The organism is Edaphobacter paludis, from assembly GCF_039993895.1.
GTDB lineage: Bacteria > Acidobacteriota > Terriglobia > Terriglobales > Acidobacteriaceae > Edaphobacter > Edaphobacter paludis.
Genome location: NZ_CP121194.1, coordinates 741,358 through 759,967, shown reverse-complemented (window position 1 = coordinate 759,967; position 18,610 = coordinate 741,358). Strand labels below are relative to the sequence as shown.

The following is an 18,610-nucleotide window of genomic DNA, read 5'->3' as shown; positions in this document are numbered from 1 at the left end:
CTTAGCTTGAATGAGGTCTCTGGAAGATACGTCCGGCACGAAGCCGAACGTGGGAAGACAATTTATTCTACCAGCTCGATTTGACGACGCCTGGTATTTCGCCCTTGAGCGCAAGATTGCGGAAGCAGAGACGGCAGACACCGAACTTGCGCAGGAACGCGCGCGGGCGGCCGCAGAGCTGGCAGCGATTGTGCTGGCGGGACTTGAACTTCGGTTTCCTTGCATCTTTGACGCGTTTTGCTGTGGTTGCCATGTATTTTGCTCTCTATCCTTGCTGCAAACTTGTTGAAGGCCAATCGGCCTGGATACTGCCGACTATGCTCCGACGCGGAAGGGCATTCCGAAACCCTTAAGCAAAGCGCGGGCACCGTTGTCGTCCGCCGCCGTCGTAACGATAGTTACGTTCATACCTTTAAGCTTGTCGACCTTTGCATAGTCAATTTCGGCAAAGATAAGCTGATCGCGGAGACCAAGTGTGTAGTTGCCACGGCCATCGAAGCTCTTGGACGAGACTCCGCGGAAGTCGCGAACGCGGGGAAGAGCAATCGAGACCAGGCGATCGAGGAACTCATACATATTGTCGCCGCGCAGTGTGACCATCGCGCCGATGGGCATGCCCTCACGCACCTTGAAGGCCGCGATTGACTTTTTTGCCTTCGTCGTTACAGGCTTTTGGCCGGCAATAGCTGCCAGATCTGCAACCAGAGGGTCCATAATCTTGACATTCTGTGTGGCTTCGCCAAGACCCATGTTGATTACGATCTTTTCGAGCTTTGGAATCGCCATCGCGTTGGTGATGTTCAATTCCTTGGCGAGAGCCGGCTTGATCTCTTTTCGTACTTCTCTCTGAATCGTGATGCCATGATTGCTTTTTCGCTTTCTCCACGGTTGCCGGGGTGGGATGTCTTCCGTTTACCGATGCGTGGGGTGAACCGTTGAAACAGGGTTAATGGATAAGAACTACTTCTTCTTCTCGGGGATGTTGTTGCCGCTTGCCTTCGAGAAGCGAACTTTTTTGTCACCTTCAAGACGTGTGCCAACGCGGGTTTTGTTGCCCTCGCCGTCGACCAGCATCACATTCGAGATGTGGATCGGCGACTCTTGCTCGGCGATGCCTCCCTGAATGTTCCGTTGCGGGTTGGGCTTGAGGTGTTTCTTAATCATCATGACGCGCTCGACGAGGACGCGGTTCCTGTCGGCGATGACGCGGATTACTTTACCGCGCTTGCCCTTGTCTTTACCGGCGATCACTTCGACGGTGTCGTTACGCTTGATCTTGATGCCTGCCATAAAACTTAGCTCCTGGCATTCAGCCTTGGCTGTTTGCTGTAAACAATTCTTCGATGCGCTGCTGCCCAGCCAGAAGCTGGGCACTGAAACTAGATGACCTCAGGCGCGAGCGAGACGATCTTGAGAAACTTCTTCTCACGAAGCTCGCGGGCTACCGGGCCAAAGACGCGGGTACCGACCGGCTCGTTGGAGTCGTTGATGACCACAGCGGCGTTCTGGTCGAAGCGGATATACGTCCCGTCCCGGCGGCGATACTCCTTACGGGTGCGAACGATCACTGCCTTTACTACTTTACCCTTTTTTACGGTTCCATCGGGGGAGGCTTCTTTGACCGCCGCGGTAACGACGTCGCCGAGGCCGGCCTTCTTGCCAAGTCCGCCACCGAGGGGCAGGATCACCTGCAACTTGCGCGCGCCGGAGTTATCGGCCACGTCAAGCATTGTTCTCATTTGTACTGACATCGTTCTTCTCCTGGGTGAAACGGCCTGGGGCTGTGCGCCCCGTTATGGCTGATCTCTTTTCACGGAACAAAAGTCCCGTGGCTGACTATTTTGCTTCGGCAGCGACTGCTGTTGCTTTCTCTTCTGCAAGCTGCGCCAGCGAAGAGCGCCGGACAATCTCCTCAAGCGACCAGCGCTTCAGCTTCGACAAAGGACGTGCTTCGCGGATGCGGACCACATCGCCGACGCGAGCGGAGTTCTGCTCATCGTGTGCATAGAACTTCTTGTTCGACTTCATGACGCGCTTGTACTTCGGGTGAGCCTTGCGCATCTCGATCTCGACGACGATGGTCTTCTGCATCTTGGTCGAGACGACGAGACCGACCTTCTCGTTGCGGCGTGAGGGCTGGGCTTCGGCGGAAGTCGCGGCTGCGGTGGTGTTGGTTGTGTCTGCCATGAATTAGTCCTTCTTCGCTTTCTTGCGAGCGGTGCGAGTGCTCTTGGCCGGTGCGGCATTGACGCGAACCGGAGCGGCTGCCTTCTCCGCAGCAAGAGTGCGCTGACGCTCGACGGTCTTGATGCGGGCGACATCGAGCTTGAGTGTCCGCAGCTTCTTCAGGCCTTCGGTGTTGCCGAGAGTCTTCTGAAAGCGGATGCGGAAGAGCTGCTCGCCGGCCTGCGCCGCCTGAGTCTTGAGCTCGTCATCACTGAGATTACTGATCTTTTCAAAATCCATTGTCTTTTTCCTTGACTGCTAAAAACGCCTGCTAAAACTACTTGGCCGCAACCGTCGCCTTCACATCGTGGCGCTGGACGAAGCTGGTCTTGAGCGGGAGCTTGTGGGCCGCGAGACGCATGGCCTCTTTGGCCAGTTCCGGGCTGACGCCTTCCATCTCGAACAGGATCCGGCCAGGACGAACCACGCAGACCCAGTGGTCTGGTGCGCCCTTACCTTTACCCATACGGGTTTCGGCAGGCTTCTTGGTGATCGGCTTGTCCGGGAACAGACGGAGCCAAACCTTGCCGCCACGCTTGATAAAACGCGTCATCGCGATACGGCTGGCTTCGATTTGGCGGTCGGTAATATAACCGCACTCCATCACCTTCAGGCCGTAATCGCCGAACGAGAGATCGGAGCCGCGCCACGCCTTGCCGCACATGCGACCGCGCTGCTGCTTGCGAAACTTGACCTTCTTTGGCATCAACATATAAAAACCCTCTTACCCTCGGGGGCTCAGGCCCCGTCGCGTTTACTCTGCGGCAAGCAGCGGTTAAACCGTGCCCGCCTGAAACCCTACGACGCGAATGCGCCTGTTGTAACGACCTGATCGCGGCGCTTCTTCTGCTCGTAGATATCGCCACGATAGACCCAGGTCTTGACGCCGATGATGCCGTAGGTGGTGTGTGCCTCGGCGAAACCGTAGTCGATGTCGGCGCGCAGCGTATGCAGCGGCAGACGACCCTGGAGATACCACTCCGAACGTGCAATCTCGTTTCCGTTGAGACGACCGGAGACGCGAACCTTGATTCCTTTGCAACCAAAGCGAAGGGCGGAGTCCACGCTCTTGCGCATTGCGCGACGGAAGCTGACACGCTTTTCGAGCTGCAGGGCGATGTTCTCGGCAACGAGCTGAGCATCAAGCTCCGGCTTGTTGACCTCGAGAATATCGATGAAGACCTCGCGGCTGGTGCGCTTCTGGATGTCGGCCTTGAGCTTGTCGATCTCGGCGCCCTTGCGGCCGATGATGATGCCCGGACGCGCAGTGCGAATGATGAGACGCAACTTATTACCCGGACGCTCGACTTCAACGGAGCTGACACCGGCAGCCTTGAGCTTTTCGCGCAGCTCAGCCTTCAGCTTGACATCCTCGACCAACAGCTTGTCATAGCCGCGCTCGACAAACCAGCGCGACTTCCACGGCTTGTTGATGCCGAGGCGAAACCCATACGGATGGACTTTCTGTCCCATAGCTTCCCTTTACTCCGTGCCCTCTACCGGTTGAGCCGGCGGGCGGTGAACCAAAATTCTAAGTTTACAAGAAACTGCTTACTTTGCGGCCTTTTTAGCTGCGGGCTTCTTGGCGGCGGCCTTCTTGACTGCGGGCTTCTTCGCCGCAGTTTTGGTGGCTGCCTTCTTCGTGGTCTTCTTCTTCGCTGTCGGCACTTCAGAAGCATCGGCTGCGGATACGGCAGTTGGCGACTTCTTCTCAGCGACAGTGACGATGATGTGTGCGAGTCTGCGCTGATAGCGGAAGGCACGGCCCATTGGAGCAGGGCGGATACGCTTCATGCGCGGACCTTCGTTCGCAACCGCGGTCTTTACATACAGGTTATCGACGTCTACATCGAGCCCCTGTTCCTGCGAGACGTAGTTGGCGTTCTGGATCGCCGAACGCAGGACCTTTTCAATCACCGGAGCCATACGCTTGGTGCTGAAGTGAACCGTGTTGAGTGCCTGCTCCACGCGGAGGCCCTTGATGAGGTCGAGAACAAGCTTCGCCTTCTGCGGGCTGGTGCGCTGGAACTTCGCCTCTGCGCGGAACTCTCGGATTTTCTCTACTGCTGCCTTAGCCATGATCTTCTTCCTTGAAGGACAAACGAAAACTCTGCCCGATTTTCTTTATTTGGGCTTTGCGGAGGACTCAGTGGCGCGCCCGGAGTGACCCTTGAAGGTGCGGGTGGCCGAAAATTCGCCGAGCTTGTGGCCGACCATATTCTCCGTCACGTAGACCGGAATGAACTTGCGGCCATTGTGCACTGCGATGGTGTGGCCAACGAAGTCCGGGTGGATCGTGGATCGGCGGGACCAGGTACGGAGAACCTTCTTGTCGTTGGTCTGGTTCATGACGTTGATCTTGTTCATCAGATGACCGTCAATGAAAGGACCTTTTTTGGCTGAACGTGACATTTGCTAAGCTCCGAATTTCTTGTTGCGATGCTGGATACGACGAATCTCTTACGTGCGAGACTTGGTGTTGCCCTTACTACGAGAGAACTACTTGGTACGGCGGTTGACAATAAATACGTCGGTCCGCTTGTTGTTGCGGGTCTTGTAACCACGTGTCGGCTGACCCCACGGAGTGACCGGGTGACGACCGCCTGATGTCTTACCTTCACCACCACCGTGCGGGTGATCGACCGGATTCATCGAGACACCGCGGTTCGAGGGGCGAATTCCTTTCCAACGGTTGCGTCCAGCCTTGCCGATGGTGACGTTCTCGTGGTCAGTGTTGCCAACCTGGCCGATGGTCGCCATGCACTCGACGAGAACTTTGCGGGTCTCGCCGGAGGGCAGCTTCAGGAGTGCGTAGTCGCCTTCCTTCGCGATCAGGTTGACCTGAGCGCCGGCCGAACGTGCCATCTGCGCGCCCTTACCTGGACGAAGCTCGATGTTATGCACGATCGTACCGATCGGGATGTTCTTGAGCGGCAGAGCGTTGCCGACCAGAATGTCGGCCTCGGGGCCGCTCATGATCGACTGGCCCACCTTCAGCCCGATAGGCTGAATGATATAGCGCTTCTCGCCATCCGCATAGCTGATGAGGGCGATACGCGAGCTGCGGTTCGGGTCGTACTCGATGGTGGCAACCGTACCCGGAATGCCGTACTTCTCGCGCTTGAAGTCTACGATGCGCAGCTTCTGCTTGTGACCGCCGCCGTGATGGCGCATGGTGAGGCCACCAGCATTGTTGCGGCCACCGGTACGCTGTTTGACGGCGAGCAGCGGCTTATGCGGCTTGTCCGTCGTCAGGTCGTCGTTGACCAGCTTCGTCGCGAAGCGGAGTGATGGGGTAATCGGTCGAAATGATTTGATCGGCATCGTCTTTATTCCCTTGCCTGCGGCGCCTCTGAATTTCCCAGCGGCGCTTCGGTTCCTGAAAATCTGTTGCGTGCAGCGGCTGTTTCCTGACCGGCCGCGTTAGAGGCTGTTGATGTAGTCCGGCATCTTCTCGCCCTCTTTGAGGCGAACGTAAGCTTTCTTCCAGTCGGGCCGGTAGCCAGAGAACTTGCCACGGCGACGTTCCTTGCCTTCAACGGTTGCGGTACGGACTCCGGACACCTTCACTTTGAAGAGAGTCTCGACAGCCTGCTTGACTTCGGTCTTGGTGGCCTTGAGAGCAACCTCGAAGACGAGCGTATTCTGGGTCTCTTTGACGCCCATGCCCTTCTCGGTAATCAGAGGGCGGCGAATTACGGTATAGAGGGTTGGCATTACGCAACCTCCTTCTGGGCAGCGGCTTTGCTGCGCTTCGATACAAACTTCTTGAGCGTCTCCTGAAGAGCCACAATAGCATCCTTCGAGAAGATGGCATGCTCGTAGCGGAGCAGGTCGTAAGGATGAACTTCGGAGCTGAGCACAAGCTCAACGCCATTGAGATTCCGCGAACCGAGGTACAGCTTCTCGTCAAGCTTGCGGCTGCTCTCAACCAGCAGAGTTGTCTTGCCGGCATCGAGCTTGGTGATCGCAGCACGGAAGAGCTTGGTCTTGGCTTCGGCGACTTCAAAGGAATCGACGACAGTGAACTTGCCATCTGCAATTTTGGCAGCGATGGCAGAGCGGAGCGCGCCCATCAGCTTCTTCTGCGGGAAGGCGTACTCATAGCTGCGCGGCTGAGGTCCGTGGACCGTACCGCCACCGCGCCAAAGCGGGGTGCGGATGGAGCCAACGCGAGCGCGACCGGTACCCTTCTGCTTCCACAACTTCTTACCGGAACCAGAGACGTTCTTGCGGTTCTTGGTAGCTGCGGTTCCCTGACGGAGCGCGGCCCGGTAGTGCTTGACCGACTCCCAGAGGAGCGCGTCGTTGATCTCGCCCGCGAAGACCTCGTCGGCGAGTTCAAACTCACCGACTTTGGTTCCACCGAGATTTACTACGTTGATGTTTGCCATCTCTTCTTCTCTCTTCGCGCCCGCCATCGATGCGGCGGGCCAAAACTTTGTTATAGAAAGCACTACAAAAAAGAGCTCTCTGATTGAATCTTCTTTACTTCTTCTTCGGCGCAGCCTTCTTGGAAGCCTTCAAGGCATCCTTCGTTGCGGCACCAGCGAACCCGCGACGCTCGCGCGGCGGAGCCTTTGCCTTCGAAATCAGCACAAAGCCGTCTCGTGGACCAGGTACCGCGCCTTCGACCATCAGGAGGTTATCCTCAACGTCGACGCCAAGAATGCGCAGATTGCGAACCGTGATCTGCGCGTGGCCCATGTGGCCAGGCATACGCTGACCCGGAAATACGCGAGACGGGAACGACGAGGCACCAATGGAACCCTGCACCTGGAACATGTGACCGTGCGATTTAGGACCGCCGCCGAAGCCGTGGCGACGAATGACGCCAGCAAAACCGCGTCCCTTCGAGGTTCCGATCACATCGACGAACTTCTCATCGTTGAAAATGTCTACAAGAATACGGTCGCCAGCCTTGGCGGTAACAGCCTCTTCACCGTCTGCAGTCTTGACCGCTTCGAGAGCAACTTCCCTGATTTCGCGAACAGGAGGGACATCTGACTTGGCAAAGTGACCGGTCATGGCCTTGTTCACCTTGGAAGCCTTGACAAAATCGACATAGCCGATCTGCGCGGCATCATAGCCGTCCTTCGCCAGCGTCTTAAGCTGAGTGATAACGCAAGGACCAGCCTTGAGCACCGTGACTGGATGAACATCTCCGCGCTCATCGAAGATCTGCGTCATGCCGACTTTTTTTCCGAGAATTCCTACTACTGACATTTGAGTTTCCTTTCCTCATCATGCCCGGATCATCCAGGCACTGCCGGGTTAGTACTACTTCTGAACGGTCTTGATCTCTACGTCGACGCCGGCAGGCAGATCGAGCTTCATCAGCGCATCTACCGTCTGCTGGGTCGGCTCGAGGATATCGATGAGCCGCTTGTGGGTACGAATCTCGAAAGCCTCGCGCGACTTCTTGTCGACGTGGGGCGAACGCAAAACGCAATACTTGTTCTTCATGGTCGGCAGCGGAATGGGACCCGCAACCTGAGCGCCTGTGCGCTTGGCCGTCTCGACGATCTCTCCGGTGGAGGTGTCAAGCACGCGGTAGTCATACGCCTTCAACCGAATTCTGATTCTCTGTCCAGCCATTGTTGTTCTCTCTTCCGTTACTCAAAGATCGTTTGGAGTGGCTGCCGGCCATGAACTTCTGCACGAATCGGCAGCCCTCGATTGACTTGAAATACCTTTACCGAAATCTTCTTTACTTGATGATCTCGGAGATGGTACCGGCTCCGACGGTGCGGCCGCCTTCGCGGATAGCGAAGCGCAGGCCCTTCTCCATGGCAACCGGCGTGTGCAGCGTAATCTCCAACTGGATGTTGTCGCCCGGCATCACCATCTCCGTGCCCTCCGGCAGCTTCGCCGATCCGGTCACGTCCGTGGTGCGGAAATAAAACTGAGGACGATAGCCGTTGAAGAACGGGGTATGACGTCCGCCTTCTTCCTTGCTCAACACGTAGATCTCGCCCTTGAACTGGGTGTGCGGCGTAATCGATCCCGGCTTCGCCAGCACCATGCCACGCTCCACATCTTCCTTCGCGATACCGCGCAGCAGAAGACCGGCATTATCGCCCGCCAGACCTTCGTCCAGCTGCTTCTTGAACATCTCCACGCCCGTGCACACCGTCTGCTGCGTGTCGCGGAAGCCGACGATCGAGCAAGCCTCGCCAACCTTGATCTTGCCACGCTCGATACGGCCCGTGACTACCGTGCCACGGCCCGAGATCGAAAAGATGTCTTCAATCGGCATCAGGAACGGAAGGTCAACCGCGCGCTCCGGCTGGGGAACATACTTGTCCACCGCCGCCATCAGCTCGTCGATCTTCTCTTCCCACTTCGCTTCGCCGTTCAACGCGCCCAGTGCCGAGCCACGGATGATCGGAGTATCGTCGCCAGGGTAGTCATACTTCGACAACAGCTCGCGAACCTCCATCTCCACCAACTCGATCAGCTCTTCGTCCTCAACCGCATCGCACTTGTTCAGAAACACCACGATGTAAGGAACGCCAACCTGGCGCGCCAGCAGCACATGCTCTTTCGTCTGCGGCATCGGACCGTCGGTCGCTGCCACCACCAGGATCGCGCCGTCCATCTGCGCTGCGCCCGTGATCATGTTCTTGATGTAGTCGGCGTGGCCCGGGCAGTCAACGTGCGCATAGTGCCGGTTCGGAGTCTCGTACTCCACGTGCGAGGTCGCGATCGTGATACCGCGCTCACGCTCTTCCGGAGCGTTGTCGATCGTATCAAACGAACGAAACTTGTTGTTCGGGTTATGCTTCGCCAGAACCTTCGTAATCGCCGCCGTCAGCGTCGTCTTGCCATGATCGATGTGTCCGATCGTCCCAATGTTTACGTGCGGCTTTGACCGGTCAAACTTTTCCTTGCCCATGACTACTCTCCGTGTGTCGCTGCTTCTAAATTGATACTGCTAAATTCGTTGTACATCGCGGCAACAGCTTACTTACTGTCCTTGCCCTGCACCTTGGCGATAATCTCTTCCGAGACCGACCGCGGCGCTTCTTCATACTGCTTGAACTGCATCGAGTAATTAGCGCGGCCCTGTGTGGACGACCGCATGTGCGTCGCATAACCAAACATGGTGCTCAGTGGAACTGTCGCCTTGATCGCCTGCGTGCCGCCAACCATCTCCATACCTTCGATGCGGCCACGGCGGCTGTTCAGGTCGCCGATAATCGTACCCATATACTCTTCGGGGACCGTAACTTCCACATCCATCACTGGCTCAAGCAAAACTGGCTTCGCCTTGCGGGCAGCTTCCTTGAAGGCCATGGAGCCAGCAATTTTGAATGCCATTTCGTTCGAGTCGACGTCATGATAGCTGCCGTCGTAGAGCGATACCTTGATGTCGACCATCTCATAACCGGCAAGAATGCCGCGCAGCATGGCGTCCTGAATGCCCTGATCGATCGGCTTGATGTACTCCTTGGGAATCGCGCCGCCCTTGGTGTCGTTCGAGAACTCGTAACCCTTACCGGGCTCGTTGGGGCTGATGCGGATCTTGCAGTGGCCGTAGTTACCCGAACCGCCGGTCTGACGAATGTACTTGCCTTCCGCGTCCGAGTTGGAACGGATGGTCTCGCGGTAAGCAACCTGTGGCTTACCGACGTTGGCCTCAACCTTGTACTCACGCATCATGCGATCGACGATGATTTCAAGGTGCAGCTCGCCCATGCCGGCAATGATTGTCTGACCCGAATCGATGTCGGTGTGGACGTTGAAGGTGGGATCTTCCTGCGCCAGCTTGGCGAGGGCCATGCCCATCTTCTCTTGGTCGGCCTTTGTCTTCGGCTCCACCGCGACTTCAATAACCGTCTTGGGGAAGTCGATTGACTCGAGCACAACCGGGTGCTTGTCACTGCAAATCGTGTCACCGGTCACAAGGTTCTTGAGACCGACCGCCGCGCAGATATCGCCGGCGAGAATTTCCGTAATCTCTTCGCGCTTATTGGCGTGCATTTTCAACAGGCGGCCAATGCGCTCGGTCTTGCCCGTACGAGGATTCAGGACCGAATCACCAGTCTTGAGTTGGCCGGAGTAGACACGGATAAAGATAAGCTGACCGACAAACGGGTCGGTCATAATCTTGAAGCCCAGCGCGGCAAATGGCTCACTATCATCAGCCTTGCGAATGATCTTCTCTTCCATGTTGTCGGGGTTCGATCCGACAACAGCGGGAATATCGAGGGGGCTGGGCAGATAATCCACCACGGCGTCGAGCAGCGTCTGAACGCCCTTATTCTTGAAGGATGAGCCGCAGAGCACCGGGAAGATGTTCATCGCGATGGTCGCCTTGCGGATGCCAGCCTTGAGCTGCGCCTCGGTTGGCTCCTGGCCTTCGAGGTACATATGCATGATCTCGTCGTCGGAGTCGGCAACTGCCTCGATGAGATGCGCGCGGGCTTCCTTCGCCTTGTCGAGCAGTTCGGCGGGAATCTCTTCGATCGAGTACTCCGCGCCCATCGTCTCGTCATGCCACAGAATCGCCTTCATCGTGACAAGATCGATCACACCAAGAAACTTTGCCTCGGCGCCGATCTGAATATTGATCGGTACCGCGCGAGCGCCAAGACGATCGACAATGGTCGAAGTGGCATACACTGCATCCGCGCCAGCCTTGTCCATCTTATTAATGAAGCAGATGCGGGGAACCTTGTACTTGTCAGCCTGACGCCAGACCGTCTCCGACTGTGGCTGAACACCGGCCACAGCGTCGAAGCAGGCGACAGCCCCATCGAGCACACGCAGCGAGCGCTCCACCTCGGCCGTGAAGTCTACGTGGCCGGGAGTATCGATGATGTTGATACGGATGCCCTTCCAGGTGCAGGTCGTAGCGGCAGACGTAATCGTAATGCCGCGCTCCTGCTCCTGCTCCATCCAGTCCATGGTCGCAGTGCCCTCGTGCACCTCGCCGATACGGTGCGTAATGCCCGTATAGAAGAGGATGCGCTCGGTCGTCGTCGTCTTGCCGGCGTCGATGTGCGCCATGATTCCGATGTTCCGGCAACGATTCAGAGGTGTAGTGCGTGCCACGGTCAATCTCTCATCTGCGAACTTCTGTTCGCTGTAAAAATGCGTTAAGACAATACGTGAAGACAGGAGCTTCTACTGAAAGCTCTTTCTTTACCAGCGATAGTGAGCAAACGCCTTGTTTGCTTCAGCCATGCGGTGAACGTCTTCCTTCTTCTTCATTGCAGCGCCACGGCCATTGGCGGCGTCGAGCAGCTCGGCCGTCAACTTCTCCACCATGCCCTTCTCGCCACGGGCGCGGCCATAAGTTACAAGCCAGCGAATCGCAAGCGAGGTGCGGCGCTCTGGCAGAACTTCGATCGGTACCTGATAGTTCGCACCGCCAACGCGGCGGCTCTTAACTTCGAGCAAAGGCTTGCAATTCTCAATCGCCTTCTTGAACAGCTTGAGGGCCTCGTCGCCACCCTTCTGCTCCAGATTGGTCATGGCAGTGTAGAAGATGCCCTGCGCGGTCGACTTCTTGCCGCCCCACATCATGGAGTTGACAAACTTTGTAACCAGGGTCGAGTTGTACACCGGGTCCGGTGCAACTTCACGCTTCGCGATATAGCCTTTTCTGGGCATTGCTTTCTCTTCTCGTCTTCCTTCAGGACCGTCGACTTCTCAAGGCCTGAACTTAGGTTTCAAAATCTAAAATTCATGCGGCGAACCGCAGGGTTTATTTGGCAGCAGCCTTCGGACGCTTTGCGCCGTACTTCGAGCGGCTCTGCTTACGATTGGCAACACCGACCGAGTCCAGGGTTCCACGAACAACGTGGTAGCGAACGCCCGGCAAATCCTTCACACGGCCGCCGCGAATCAGCACAATCGAGTGCTCCTGCAGGTTGTGGCCGATGCCCGGGATATAGGTCGTGACCTCGATCCCGTTGGTGAGGCGAACACGGGCAACCTTACGGAGGGCCGAGTTCGGCTTCTTCGGGGTCTGGGTGTAAACGCGGGTGCAGACTCCACGGCGCTGGGGCGAACCCTGCAATGCCGGGCTGGCGGTCTTATAACGGGTGGGCGTGCGGCCCTGCTTAACGAGCTGATGGAACGTAGGCACTCGAACTCCTTGGTATTGCAACCTAAACTTTTGTCAGCCGCGCAGAAGGGTGAGTGACTTCGCAAGTTGTGCTTTACACACAAAAAGAATGAGGACGCTGAAGCGCCTCTTGCGAAGATCTGCCCTGCTTCGCGTCTGTAAAACTATAACCAGACGAAAACAGTCGACGGTGGCCGAGCGTATTTCCCAACTAAAGGAAGAGCCGACTCCGTTTCGCTGTCCCGGCCCGCATAGCCCATCCTGGGTGGAGGGTGTCGCAGGCACGATTGCGATAGGCCGCAGATTACGACATTCCGAATCGAACCTGAGGAATGTCCTGCGGTGAAATCTCTTGTATCCAGTGTAACCCAAGCGGATATTCTTTGCCTGAGCGGGGTATGTCTCCACCCCATTTGCACGCCAACGGTAGTTGACAGCGCAATCCGGATACTCGCGGAACCTTCTAACAATAGCAATTCCCTGGCGTTCCGTCAACAAATTCCTGAGACTTCTCATTGTCCACTTCGAACCAATAAATCCGGGATACCTTCCAGCTCCTTGAGTGACGCTGCACGCCTGTCTCTGGAAGGAGGAAATAGATTATTTTCCGCCTTTTCACACATACACTCCAGGTCTGAGAGAATACTTTCAGCAAGCTGGCGATTTAGAACAATTCTTCTGACGAGGTCCTCCTATGGAACGTCGTGAATTCTTGAAGCAGAGCGCGCTTACCGCTGCCGCTGCCGCCACTACCAGAATCTCTAGTGCTGCTACACCAACCAATCAGATTGCGCGTCGTCCTCTAGGCAAGACTGGGGAGCATCTCTCCATCATCGGATTTGGCGGCATCGTCGTCATGAACGAGGATCCCAGCCAGTCGAAGAATATCGTTGCCGAGGCCGTGGACCGCGGCGTGAACTACTTCGACATCGCCCCCAGCTACGGCAACGCGCAGGAGCGTCTGGGCCCCGCGCTCGCACCCTATCGCAAGAACTGTTTCCTCGCCTGCAAGACCGAAGGCCGAATGAAGGATGACTCGCGCAAGCAGCTGGAAGAATCGCTGCGACTGCTCAAGACCGATCACGTCGATCTCTACCAGTTCCACGCGCTGACAAAGATGACCGACCTGGACAAAGTTCTAGGCCCCGGCGGCGCAATGGAGACGATGGAAGCGGCGAAGAAGGAAGGTAAGATTCGCTACATCGGCTTCTCAGTGCACTCAGCCGAGACCGCATTGGCAGCGATGGATCGCTACAATTTCGATACTGTGCTCTTCCCCGTGAACTTTGTGCTCTTCTCGCAGGCGAACTTCGGCCCGCAGATTCTCAAGCGTGCGCAGGAAAAAGGCATAGGCATCCTGGCCCTGAAGTCGATGGCCAAGACAGTCTGGCCTGCCGACCAGAAACAAAATCATCCTGAGCCAAAGTGCTGGTATCAGCCTGCGGCCTTCCCCGACGAGGCTTCGCTTGGACTGCGCTGGACGCTTGGGCACCCCGTCACGGCTGCGCTGCCTCCGGGCGACGAAAAATATTTCCGCCTCGCAATGGACGTCGCTCAAAACTACAAGCCTCTTGAACAACACGAGGAGCAGGCACTCTTGGCCCGAGCGACCGGCGTGGAGCCAATCTTCCACCTTGGAAACGACGTATAGCACCGCCCTCGTCCCGGGAGCTTGACGTCAAATTCATCCTGTCGGAAGAGGCACTGCATGCGTCCGTGCTAGCCTTTTCGCATGAATTTCGCTCGCATCCGACTGCGCGTTTCGGCCACTTTCCTGACTGTCTCCACGTTCATTCTGTTCCTCGCCGTCGCCAAGCCGCTCTGCGCGCAGGAGACGGGCGCAGCGCATCCGCAAGACGCGCGCATCGGCTCATTGATCGAGATGATCGGCAAGACCCGGAATCCAAGCGAAGCTGCCATCTCTCCCGATGGAAAGATCGTGGCATGGTCAGTGGAAACGTCAGACGGAACCGAGATTCACCTTACCGACATAGCGAACCCCGCAAAGGACACCATCCTTCGAACAGAAGCTGAAGCAACCGACTGCTCCAACGAAAATCCCATCTGGTCGCCCGACGGCCAATGGCTGGCCTTCGAATCAACCTGTGCCGCCAAAGGAGACAAGCCGGATCAGGAGCAAATCTTCATCTGGTCCAAAAAGACCAGCCAGTGCAAACAACTCACCCGGGTTACCGGCGAAATCGATATGCCCGCATGGTCGCCCGATGGTCACTCGATCGGCTTTCTCTTCGTCGAAAACGCCACACGCAACGCCGGCGCGCTCGCCGCGATGAAGCCGTGGAGCGGCGTCATCGGCGAGGACGGCGTCGAAGTCCAGCGAATAGCCGCAGTAGACATTGCCACCAGTACCGTCTCACAGATCTCTCCGGCAAACCTGCACGTCTACGAGTTCGACTGGTCACCCGATTCAAAGCGCCTTGCCTATATCGCCGCCAATCCTCCCGGCGAAAACAATTGGTGGGTCGCCCAGCTTTATGTGCAAACGGCAGACAAGTCAGCAACTCCGCAACCGATCCTCAACCCCTCCGAAATCTCCGGCTCGTTGCACAACCTTCAAATCGCTGTCCCTCGCTGGTCGCCGGATGGCAAGCAGATCGCCTTCATCGGCGGCCTGATGAGCGACCAGGGCTCAACCGGCGGCGACATCTATCTAATCCCGCCTACAGGTGGCGAGCCGCAAGACCTTACCCCCGGAAGACCCACCTCCGTAGCATTCATCCACTGGCTCTCTCCGGAGGTCATAGACCTCGCTGAGCATGCAGGTGGAAGCACCCACATCGCGTCCATCAACGTGAAGACAGGCAATGACATCAAAGCAGTCGACATCACCTTTCCCGAGACCATCTGGGCAAGCGAGCTGGTCATGAGCATCTCCACGTCCCGCAACCGCAACGTCGCTCTCGTCCGAAGCTCCTTTGAAAAAGCTCCCGAGGTCTGGGCCGGTCCCATCAACGATCTCAAGCAGATCACGCATCTCAACGACGACCTGAAACTTCTCTGGGGCAAGTCCGAGAACATCGACTGGACCAATGAGGGCCTCAAAGTGCAGGGCTGGCTCCTCTACCCCGCAGACTACGACCCCGCGAAGAAGTATCCTCTCCTCGTCTATGTCCACGGAGGCCCCTCCGCCGCGGTCACCCCCCGCTGGCCGGAAGTAGGCTACGGTGGCGTCCCCTTCTCCGCCCTCGGCTACTTCGTCTTCATGCCCAACCCGCGCGGCAGCTTCGGCCAGGGCGAAAGGTTCACCCAGGCCAACGTCAAGGACTTCGGCTACGGTGACCTGCGCGACACCCTTAGCGGAATGGACCTCCTCGAAAGGCGCTTCCCCATCGACAAGTCCCGCGAAGGCATCACCGGCTGGAGCTACGGCGGCTTCATGACCATGTTCAGCGTCACCCAGACCACCCGCTTCAAAGCAGCCGTAGCCGGAGCAGGCATCAGCGACTGGAAGAGCTATTACGGCGAAAACTCCATTGATCAGTGGATGATTCCCTTCTTCGGCAAATCTGTCTATGACGACCCAACCATCTACGCAAAAAGCTCCGCCATTAATTACATCCAAAACGTAAAGACCCCAACTTTGCTCGTAGTCGGCGATCGCGACGGCGAATGTCCCGCTCCCCAGAGCTTCGAGTTCTGGCACGCCCTCCGCGCCGAAGGCGTCAAGACGCAACTCGTCGTCTACCCCGATGAAGGCCATCACTTCGTCAACGCCGATCACCGCCGCGACGTACTCGAACGCGCCCTCAACTGGTTCGAAACCGAAATGCCCTGAGTCCTCATCCCTGCTCTTCGCATTTGCTTCCCATCTCCCCACCTTTTACACTGGTGCTTCGGTAATTCAGAGTGCGGTGAGACCGTTCAACTGAGGTTCCGGTTGGACGGGGAGGTTCAATGCGTAGGTTCGTTGGCTTAGTAATTCTTCTTCTTTTTACGATCCCTTTTGGTATCTCGATCTCAGGCTGCGCAAAGAAAGCTGCAGCAGTGCAGTTTTGCAATGGAGGAGATTCCGGCCCCGTTGTTGGTCAGGTCACGACGATTACGCTGTCGCCGAAGGTCTATGGCGTTTCGCTTAATTACGGCTCGATCGGACAGATCAGCCCACCCGCGGCGACGGACTGCAAAGGCAATACGGTCAGCGTCCCTTCCTACACCTACGGCACCACCGACAAGAGCCTCTCGATCGTCGATGTGCAGCCCACGACGGGCCGCATCTGCGCGGGTCATTGGAACCGAAACTCCGGCGCCGGCGTCGCGGACTTCACCTATTGCATTCCAGCGACCACGAGCGGGACGTTCTCGATCATCGCCAGCGGCGGCGGCACCAACAGCAATCCGCTACCTGTGTACGTGCATCCCACCGTCACCAACGTCGTCCTCGGCCCTCCCTCGTCGTCCGATCCGACCGATCCCAATAACTGTAACGGTCCTGATCCGGCAACCAACTGCAGTCCTGCGGCTTACTCCACGTCCGCGACAAGCTGCACCATCAACCCCGCCAACGGATGCTGCACCACGCCCTTGGCAACCAGCACGTCTTATGTAGCCAATGCCTGCCTCTCGCAGGGAAGCACAGGCCAGCTCGCGGCTCGTGTCTATGCCGGAACAGGTGCGTCGCAGAAAAACATCAGCTGCCAGGTTGGACACCCCACCTTTACGCCAGAGACCGCATCCATTGTGACCATCGATCAGAACGGCGTCGCCACCGCGCAGGCCCCGGGATCGACCATCATCACCTCGAACCTCGCCAACGCCGGCAGCTCGGCCGGCTTCTTCTCTACCTGCCCGCCGGTCTCGATCGCGCTTTCAGCCCCCGGCTTTAGTGGCGACGCAACGGTTACCCCCAACAATCAACTCCCGCTCAATACCATCGTGAAGGACAAGAATGGCACCGTCCTCACAGGCCTTACCCTGGAGTACGTGTCCACAACACCGACGACGATTCCCGGCGCTTCGACCATCACACCGCCCTTCCCCGGCGCCGCCGGCATCACTGCCATCTGCCAGCCGCCTTCGTGCAATCCCTCGCCATTCAACCAGATTGGCCTGTTTGGCAACGGAACCCCGGTCCTCTCCAACGAACTCAAGGTCACCGCGCCCGGCAAAAACAGCACCGCGCTCTACATCGGAAGCACCAGCTCGCAATACATTGTCCCCGTGGACTTCACCACCAATGTCATTGGCAACCCAATACGCCTGCCTTACGTTCCCAATTCAATGGTCATCAGCAACGATGGCTCGTCCATCTACATGGGCAGTTCCAACGAGCTCATGACATTCAACGCTTTGACCAACAGCCTTTCCGGTCAGGACGCCACCGTTATGGGGCAGGTACTTGCAGTATCGCCCGATAACACCACACTGGTAGTCACCGATCCCACGCGGCAGTTGGTCTATCTCTACACTTCCACTGGCCCCACGGCTACAGCGTCAGGCATTCAGACACAGTATGGCGGTGTCGGAACCCACGCCGAGTTCTCTCCCGATAGCCAGACTGTTTACATCACCACCACTACCAATCAACTACTGGTTCATTCAACGCTGACTGGTTGGACAAGCGTTCCCCTGACGAATCCGGCAAACGACGTAGCGATCACCGTGCCCAGCGCGGGTGCCTTCCTTGCCGGTTCCACGACCACTGCACGCGGTCAATGCCCCATCACTACCACCACCACCGTCAATGGCCTGCCGACGACCTCGAACGTCTTCTATCCTCAGGCCTACTCCGGCGGCCCGGCCACTGATCGTCTTGCGGCAACAAACGACGGCCTGCATATTCTCGGCGCTACCGTCGCAACTAACAGCCTGACCGATTTCGTATTTTCACCACCCGGGGTTCCAACCGGCCCCTGCGATCCTGCAGGGACGAAGTTCAATCCGACCCCCGGCGCTCCCCTTGTTCTCCCAGGCGTCACCACAACCGCAATCACGGGCATTGATCCCACCTCGGACTCAAGCATCGCCTTCGTCACCTACACCGGCACCGGCAGCGTCGTACCCTACTACGCACCCGGAACTGGGACCCTCGCCAACATCCAGCTCTCCGGCTCTGCCATTGCCCCAGTAGCAGGAGTCGTAAGCGCTGATAACTCCACCTTCTTTGTCGGAACTTCCGGCGACAACGACGTCCATCTCATCGATCGCACCACTCTGACAGATCAGCCCACCAAGACGATTGCTCCGAAGCTACCCGGCATAAACGGTGGCGTAGCCGTACCCAATCTGCTGGTACAGCGCCCAAGAGCGAGCACATCCTAAGTTCGCACTAGCAGCCACAAAACAGCC

21 protein-coding genes and 1 pseudogene are annotated in these 18,610 nt (G+C 57.4%); 3 read left to right on the top strand and 19 right to left on the bottom strand.

Going from position 1 to position 18,610, the window contains the following annotated elements:
* Nucleotides 1-67: 67 nt before the first annotated feature.
* The 19 genes and pseudogenes from P4G45_RS02860 to rpsL form a co-directional block, all read right to left on the bottom strand.
* Nucleotides 68-253: a type Z 30S ribosomal protein S14 gene (locus tag P4G45_RS02860; RefSeq protein ID WP_325383673.1), complete on the bottom strand. Its 186-nt coding sequence runs from the start codon at nt 251-253 to the stop codon at nt 68-70.
* 62 nt (nt 254-315) lie between these two features.
* Nucleotides 316-863, bottom strand: a pseudogene (gene rplE / locus P4G45_RS02855) (50S ribosomal protein L5).
* A 97-nt stretch (nt 864-960) separates the two neighbouring features.
* The gene (rplX, locus tag P4G45_RS02850; RefSeq protein ID WP_216846393.1) at nt 961-1,290 is read right to left on the bottom strand and encodes a 50S ribosomal protein L24; all 330 of its coding nucleotides are present in this window, start codon (nt 1,288-1,290) and stop codon (nt 961-963) included.
* 89 nt (nt 1,291-1,379) lie between these two features.
* The gene (gene rplN / locus P4G45_RS02845) at nt 1,380-1,751 is read right to left on the bottom strand and encodes a 50S ribosomal protein L14 (RefSeq protein WP_121471290.1); all 372 of its coding nucleotides are present in this window, start codon (nt 1,749-1,751) and stop codon (nt 1,380-1,382) included.
* 85 nt (nt 1,752-1,836) lie between these two features.
* The gene (gene rpsQ, locus P4G45_RS02840) at nt 1,837-2,187 is read right to left on the bottom strand and encodes a 30S ribosomal protein S17 (protein ID WP_348268179.1); all 351 of its coding nucleotides are present in this window, start codon (nt 2,185-2,187) and stop codon (nt 1,837-1,839) included.
* Nucleotides 2,188-2,190: 3 nt separating this feature from the next.
* Entirely contained in the window at nt 2,191-2,466 is a 276-nt protein-coding gene (rpmC, locus tag P4G45_RS02835; RefSeq protein WP_188554303.1) for a 50S ribosomal protein L29, read from the bottom strand.
* A gap of 37 nt (nt 2,467-2,503) precedes the next feature.
* A complete protein-coding gene (rplP, locus tag P4G45_RS02830; RefSeq protein ID WP_348268178.1) occupies nt 2,504-2,938 on the bottom strand; it encodes a 50S ribosomal protein L16 in 435 nt (144 codons plus the stop codon).
* Nucleotides 2,939-3,024: 86 nt separating this feature from the next.
* Nucleotides 3,025-3,699 (bottom strand): 30S ribosomal protein S3, encoded by a 675-nt coding sequence (gene rpsC, locus P4G45_RS02825; protein ID WP_158910038.1) that lies wholly within the window; start codon nt 3,697-3,699, stop codon nt 3,025-3,027.
* A gap of 78 nt (nt 3,700-3,777) precedes the next feature.
* Entirely contained in the window at nt 3,778-4,305 is a 528-nt protein-coding gene (rplV, locus tag P4G45_RS02820; RefSeq protein WP_348268177.1) for a 50S ribosomal protein L22, read from the bottom strand.
* Between the two features lie 45 nt (nt 4,306-4,350).
* A complete protein-coding gene (rpsS, locus tag P4G45_RS02815) occupies nt 4,351-4,638 on the bottom strand; it encodes a 30S ribosomal protein S19 (protein ID WP_348268176.1) in 288 nt (95 codons plus the stop codon).
* Nucleotides 4,639-4,725: 87 nt separating this feature from the next.
* Nucleotides 4,726-5,550, bottom strand: a complete 825-nt coding sequence (gene rplB, locus P4G45_RS02810) for a 50S ribosomal protein L2 (protein ID WP_348268175.1) — start codon at nt 5,548-5,550, stop codon at nt 4,726-4,728.
* Nucleotides 5,551-5,649: 99 nt separating this feature from the next.
* Nucleotides 5,650-5,943, bottom strand: a complete 294-nt coding sequence (locus tag P4G45_RS02805) for a 50S ribosomal protein L23 (protein WP_158910042.1) — start codon at nt 5,941-5,943, stop codon at nt 5,650-5,652.
* The gene (gene rplD / locus P4G45_RS02800) at nt 5,943-6,620 is read right to left on the bottom strand and encodes a 50S ribosomal protein L4 (RefSeq protein ID WP_348268174.1); all 678 of its coding nucleotides are present in this window, start codon (nt 6,618-6,620) and stop codon (nt 5,943-5,945) included. Before rplD ends, P4G45_RS02805 begins: the two co-directional genes overlap by 1 nt.
* A gap of 94 nt (nt 6,621-6,714) precedes the next feature.
* Nucleotides 6,715-7,452, bottom strand: a complete 738-nt coding sequence (gene rplC, locus P4G45_RS02795) for a 50S ribosomal protein L3 (protein WP_121471280.1) — start codon at nt 7,450-7,452, stop codon at nt 6,715-6,717.
* A gap of 54 nt (nt 7,453-7,506) precedes the next feature.
* Nucleotides 7,507-7,824, bottom strand: a complete 318-nt coding sequence (gene rpsJ / locus P4G45_RS02790) for a 30S ribosomal protein S10 (protein ID WP_013581294.1) — start codon at nt 7,822-7,824, stop codon at nt 7,507-7,509.
* Between the two features lie 112 nt (nt 7,825-7,936).
* Entirely contained in the window at nt 7,937-9,124 is a 1,188-nt protein-coding gene (gene tuf, locus P4G45_RS02785; protein ID WP_348268173.1) for an elongation factor Tu, read from the bottom strand.
* A 68-nt stretch (nt 9,125-9,192) separates the two neighbouring features.
* The gene (gene fusA / locus P4G45_RS02780) at nt 9,193-11,286 is read right to left on the bottom strand and encodes an elongation factor G (protein WP_348268172.1); all 2,094 of its coding nucleotides are present in this window, start codon (nt 11,284-11,286) and stop codon (nt 9,193-9,195) included.
* Nucleotides 11,287-11,376: 90 nt separating this feature from the next.
* Nucleotides 11,377-11,847 (bottom strand): 30S ribosomal protein S7, encoded by a 471-nt coding sequence (gene rpsG / locus P4G45_RS02775; RefSeq protein ID WP_020715236.1) that lies wholly within the window; start codon nt 11,845-11,847, stop codon nt 11,377-11,379.
* Between the two features lie 94 nt (nt 11,848-11,941).
* Entirely contained in the window at nt 11,942-12,325 is a 384-nt protein-coding gene (rpsL, locus tag P4G45_RS02770; RefSeq protein ID WP_014263802.1) for a 30S ribosomal protein S12, read from the bottom strand.
* Between the two features lie 673 nt (nt 12,326-12,998).
* On the opposite strand from rpsL, the gene P4G45_RS02765 reads away from it, so the two are divergent.
* From P4G45_RS02765 to P4G45_RS02755, 3 genes are all read left to right on the top strand, one after another.
* Nucleotides 12,999-13,955 (top strand): aldo/keto reductase, encoded by a 957-nt coding sequence (locus P4G45_RS02765; RefSeq protein WP_348268171.1) that lies wholly within the window; start codon nt 12,999-13,001, stop codon nt 13,953-13,955.
* Between the two features lie 81 nt (nt 13,956-14,036).
* Entirely contained in the window at nt 14,037-16,100 is a 2,064-nt protein-coding gene (locus P4G45_RS02760) for a S9 family peptidase (RefSeq protein WP_348268170.1), read from the top strand.
* Nucleotides 16,101-16,219: 119 nt separating this feature from the next.
* Nucleotides 16,220-18,583 carry a hypothetical protein gene (locus P4G45_RS02755; protein ID WP_348268169.1) on the top strand — a complete coding sequence of 788 codons (2,364 nt, stop codon included), beginning with the start codon at nt 16,220-16,222 and terminating at the stop codon, nt 18,581-18,583.
* The last annotated feature ends 27 nt before the right edge of the window (nt 18,584-18,610 follow it).